This window comes from Streptomyces katrae (genome assembly GCF_000966975.1).
Lineage (GTDB): Bacteria > Actinomycetota > Actinomycetes > Streptomycetales > Streptomycetaceae > Streptomyces > Streptomyces katrae.
Genome location: NZ_JZWV01000264.1, coordinates 1 through 4,123, shown reverse-complemented (window position 1 = coordinate 4,123; position 4,123 = coordinate 1). Strand labels below are relative to the sequence as shown.

At 75.5% G+C, this 4,123-nt stretch carries 4 protein-coding genes; all 4 read left to right on the top strand.

Translation table 11 applies throughout. The features are described 5' to 3' along the window. Positions 1-270 (top strand): hypothetical protein (locus VR44_RS11375; RefSeq protein WP_045947318.1); only part of this gene is annotated, 270 nt, incomplete at its 5' end. A 317-nt stretch (positions 271-587) separates the two neighbouring features. Next, a complete protein-coding gene (locus tag VR44_RS11370; protein ID WP_045947317.1) occupies positions 588-3,293 on the top strand; it encodes an AAA family ATPase in 2,706 nt (901 codons plus the stop codon). 82 nt (positions 3,294-3,375) lie between these two features. After that, entirely contained in the window at positions 3,376-3,831 is a 456-nt protein-coding gene (locus VR44_RS11365) for an SRPBCC family protein (RefSeq protein ID WP_045947316.1), read from the top strand. 62 nt (positions 3,832-3,893) lie between these two features. Further along, on the top strand, positions 3,894-4,123 hold a 230-nt coding region (locus VR44_RS11360), incomplete at its 3' end, for an MFS transporter (protein ID WP_045947315.1).

Below are 4,123 nucleotides of genomic sequence, written 5' to 3'. Positions count from 1 at the left end.
TACCCGGCCACCGTCCGCGGGCACGTCCGCACCGCCGAGGCGCTCCTCGGATGGATACTCCTGTCCAACGTCCCCACCGGCCTGCTGCCCGACGACAAAGACGCCCCCGGCAAACAGTCCGGGCTGCGCAACCTCGCGGTCGCGCTCCAGGCGGGCCCCGGAACGCCCCGGACCACCCTGCCCGACCCCACCGCATGCTGCGTGAGCACCTCGGGACGGGGACACGACAAGGACCCGCAGCGCGACACGGCGAGTCCTGCGACAGCTTGACGGCCACCATAACGGGCCCGTCTCCCTACCGATCGTGTTGTCGTGGGCGCTCGCGGCGAGGACAACCACCGCGATGATGAGGGCCTCGGCCGCGCCCTCGGCCCGGACGACATCTTCGAGTTCCTGCGGCGGCCCGGCCTCGACCCCGACGACAGCTACCTGGACGACCGACCGCTGATCGAGTGGCGCGGCTCCGCGCCCTGCCCCGCACGCCCTGCCGACGCGGCGAACGGGCCGACGCGCCTCGGTGCCGGCACCCACGCCGTCGGACAAGAGGGGGTATCTCCCGAGGTCAGAAGGCATGGCATGATTCCCGAGTGGCTCCCGCGACCGGCTCCGAGTACGTACCGCCCGCTGAACGCACCGCTCTCGTCGACCTGTTGGCCGGTGTACGGGCGGGCCGGGGCGGGGCGGCGGTCGTTCGCGGTGAGGCGGGCATCGGCAAGACGACGTTGCTGCGCCACGTCACCGACGGCCTGTCGGGTGTGCGGCTGCTGTGGGTGAACGGGGCGGAGTTCGAGGCCGACTTCGCGTACGCCGCCGTGCACCAGTTGACCTGGCCCCTGCACGAGCGGATCGGACAGTTGCCCGCTGCACAGCGGGACGATCTGGCCGTTGCGCTGGGGCTGGGCAAGGGGGGTGCGCCGAGCCGTTTCGCCGTCGGCCTGGCCCTGTTGGGGCTGCTGTCGGATGCTGCGGGTGAGCAGCCCGTGGTGTGCGTGGTGGACGACGCGCAGTGGCTGGACCGGGCGTCGGCGCAGGTGTTGGCGTTCGTGGCCCGGCGGGTGGCGGACGAGTCGGTGGCGTTCGTGTTCGGGGTGCGCGACCCGCACCTCGTCGCGGAATTCGAAGGCCTGCCGGTGCTGACGCTGCCTCGGCTGTCCGACCAGGTGGCGCGTCGGCTGCTGGCGTCCAGCCTGCTCGGCCCCTTGGACGACCAGGTGCGGGAGCGGATTCTGGCCGAGGCGCGGGGCAATCCGCTGGCGCTGCTGGAGCTGCCGCGTCGGCTCGGGCCCGCCGCGTTGGCGGGCGGCTTCGGGCTGCCGACGCCGGTCTCCCCGGCCAACCGGATCGAGCAGAGCTACCAGCAGCAGGTCTCCCTGCTCTCCCCGGACGCCCGGACCCTGCTGCTGGTGGCGGCCGCCGAACCGCTGGGGGATCCGGGGCTCCTGTGGCGGGCGGCGGACCTGCTGGGCGTGGGGCCGCAGGCCGGGCCGGAGGCCGAGGCGAGCGGACTGATCGAGCTGGGCGGTCAGGCGCGCTTCCGGCATCCGCTGGTGCGCTCGGCGGTGTACACCGCGGCCTCCCCCGCGGAGCGCCGCCGCGTCCACGGGGCGCTCGCGGAGGCCACCGACCCTCTGACGGCGCCCGACCGGCGTGCGTGGCACCGCGCGCAGTCCCTGTCCCGGCCGGACGAGGAGGCGTCGACCGACCTGCTGCACTGCGCGGAGCGGGCCCGGCGCCGGGGCGGCGCCGCTGCCGAGGCGGCGTTCCTGGAGCAGGCCGCGGGCCTGACGGCCGATCCGCGGCTGCGGGCCGAGCGCAGTCTCGCCGCGGCCCGGGCCGCACTGGCGGCCGGCGCGTTCGAGAACGCGGTGAGGCTGGTCGAGGCCGCCGAGGGCGGCCCGATCGACACCGCCGGGCGGGTGCAGGCCCAACTCCTGCGCGGCCGCGCGGCGTTCTTCGGCGACGGCGCGGCGGACGCGGTCGGCAACCTGGTGGCGGCGGCCGCCCTCGACCCCGACCGGGCCCGCGTCCACCTGCTGGACGCCCTGCAGGCGGGCCTGGTGGTCGGCCGTTCCTCGCCCGCGGCGCGGGACGCCCTGGCGGCGGCCCGGCGGGCGCCCGCCCCGGCCGGTGAACGCTCGAGTGCGGACGGGCTGCTGGACGCGCTCGTCGGCTATCTCGACGGCGACCTCGCGACGGTGCCGGTGCTGCACGGACTGCTGTCCGAGGTGACCGACCCGCTGTGGGAGGGCCGGCTCTCGCTGGCCGCCCTGCTCGCCGTCGAGCTGTGGGACATCGCCCTGGAGGACCGGCTCGCCGGCCGAGCCGTGGACGCCGCGCGCACCGGCGGGACACTGATGGTCCTGCCGGTGGGCCTGTGGATGCGGGCGATGGCCGCCACCCAGCGCGGCGACCTGCTCGGGGCGGCGGCACTGAACAGCGAGGCCGACGGCATAGCCGAAGCGACCGGCGTCCCGCCGCACTGGTACGGCCGGCTGTTCGCCGCCGCGGTGCGCGGAGTGGACGCTGAGGCGCGGCCGCTGTTCGACCGGGTGCTGGCCGAGTCGCACGCCCGGCGCAAAGGCATGCTGGCGGCGACCGTCCACGCGGCGGCGGCCCTGCACACCAACGGCACCGCCGACCACCGGGCGGCCCTGGCCTCGGCCCGGCTGGCCGTCGCCGACGGCGAGCTGGGGATTTCCACCCTCGCCCTGCCCGAACTCATCGAGGCGGCCGTCCGGTGCGGCGAGCGGGACACCGCCCGGGAGGCGTTCGCACGGCTGTCGCGGCACGCGTCGGCGGCGGGCACCGACTGGGCGCTGGGCGTGCGCGCCGCCCTCGCCGCCCTGCTGTCGGACGACCCGGAGGACCTCCACGTCGAGGCGGTGGCCCGGTTGGACGCCACCGGCCTGCGGGTGTGGCACGGCCGCGCCCTGCTGCACCAGGGCGCGTGGCTGCGCCGCGACGGCCGCCGCGGGCAGGCCCGAGAGGCGCTGCGCACCGCTCACGGGCTGTTCACCACGATGGGCGCGGAGGGCTTCGCCGAACGGGCCCGGCTGGAGCTGGCAGCCACCGGTGAACAGGCTCGGCCCGCCGAGCTCGGCGCGGTGGAACTGCTGACCGGTCAGGAGCTGAACATCGCCCGCCTGGTGGCGACCGGTGCGACCTCGCGGGAGGTCGCCGACCGGCTGTTCCTGAGCCCGCGCACCATCGACGCCCACCTGCGCAGCGTGTTCCGCAAGCTCGGCGTCACCTCGCGCCGCCAGCTCTCCGACGCGCTCGGCCGGAACGCCTAAGCCCCGGTCGGCTCACTTAGGCAGCCGCCTAGGCGACTTTCGCCGATGAGGGCACCGGGGCGGTCGGACCAGACTCGGGGGCATGAAGAACACGCCCTCGGGCATCGACCGGGCCGCCCCGGTCGTCGCCCGCCGTGAGCTGCCGATCAGGGCCCCGGCCCCCGCCGTCTGGGCTCTGCTGACGTACGTGCCCGGCTGGCCGACCTGGCAACCGGACATCGCCGAGGCCCGCGCCCTGACCCCGCTGAGGCCGGGCGCGGTGTTCCACTGGCGCACCGGCGGCGTGGACATCACCTCCACCGTGTACGCGGTGGACGCGCCCCGGCTCGTTCTCTGGGGCGGCCGCTCTCAGGGCATCACCGCCGTCCACCGATGGACGTTCACACCTTCGTCCGGGGCCACCCTCGTCGTCACCGAGGAGTCCTGGGACGGTGAGCCCGTACGGGCCGATGCGGCCGCCGTCGCCCAGGCACTGGACCGCTCCCTCGCGCAGTGGCTGCTGCACCTGAAGTCCGCCTCCGAGCGCGCCGCGCGCTGACGCCCACCGCGCCGTTCCCCTCCCACCGGCCCGCTTCCCACCGCCCCGTTCCCGGAGTTCCCATGCCCAGTCCGCGCCGTGGCACCGTCCTTGCGGTGCTGGCCGCCGCCCAGTTCACCGTCATGCTCGCCACCTCGATCGTGAACGTCGCCCTGCCGCAGATCCGTGACGGCGTCGGTCTCTCCGACTCCGCCATCACCTGGGTCGTCAACGCCTACGGCCTGGCGTTCGGGGCGCTGCTGCCGGCCGGTGGTCGGGCCGCCGACCTGCTGGGACGGCGCCGCGTTCTGCG

Excerpts from the sequence above, each read along its gene's own strand:
- VR44_RS11365 (WP_045947316.1), top strand. The coding sequence starts at position 3,376 with ATGAAGAACACGCCCTCGGGCATCGACCGGGCCGCCCCGGTCGTCGCC.